This window comes from Bartonella capreoli, from assembly GCF_902813205.1.
GTDB classification, from domain to species: domain Bacteria; phylum Pseudomonadota; class Alphaproteobacteria; order Rhizobiales; family Rhizobiaceae; genus Bartonella; species Bartonella schoenbuchensis.
This window is the reverse complement of the sequence record NZ_CADDZX010000165.1, coordinates 1-476: the sequence shown is the minus strand read 5'-3', so window position 1 is coordinate 476 and position 476 is coordinate 1. Positions and strand designations below refer to the sequence as shown.

The window sequence follows — 476 nt, the reverse complement described above, 5'->3', positions numbered from 1 at the left end:
GGTATTAAGTGGAGAAACAACACAAAGTGATCAAAAAGATATTATCATCATCAATGGCATTTCTTTTATGGGACGTATTGTGAGCAATATTTCTTCTCGGGATCTTAAAGCATTAGTGGATTCTGGCAAGAAACAGATTGGATCTGGGATAGTTGCTTTTATCAGTATTTCAGAGAATGGCAAGGGTAGTGTTGTTGTTGGTGTTACTGATGACTTAACTAATAGGCTGCATGCTGTTGATTTGGTGCGTATTGTTTCAGGTGTTCTTGGCGGTCAAGGCGGTGGTGGTCGTCCTGATATGGCGCAGGCTGGTGGTCCTGAAGGAAGTAAGGCTGGTGAAGCACTCGCAGCATTAAAAGCTGCTCTTGAAGGTTAATTTCTGCTTGGTTATTTGTATTGCTTAGCCTTTCTCTTTTTTAAGAGGAAGCAGTTTGTATTTTAGGCATATTTCTTGCTTAAAGGTGGAGAGGTTTTTT

1 protein-coding gene is annotated in these 476 nt (G+C 40.5%); it reads left to right on the top strand.

Features of this window, described 5'->3' with window-relative positions; genetic code table 11:
- Window positions 1-376: DHHA1 domain-containing protein (locus J7R05_RS07890; RefSeq protein ID WP_246468274.1), on the top strand; the 376-nt coding region annotated here is incomplete at its 5' end.
- Between the last annotated feature and the right edge of the window lie 100 nt (window positions 377-476).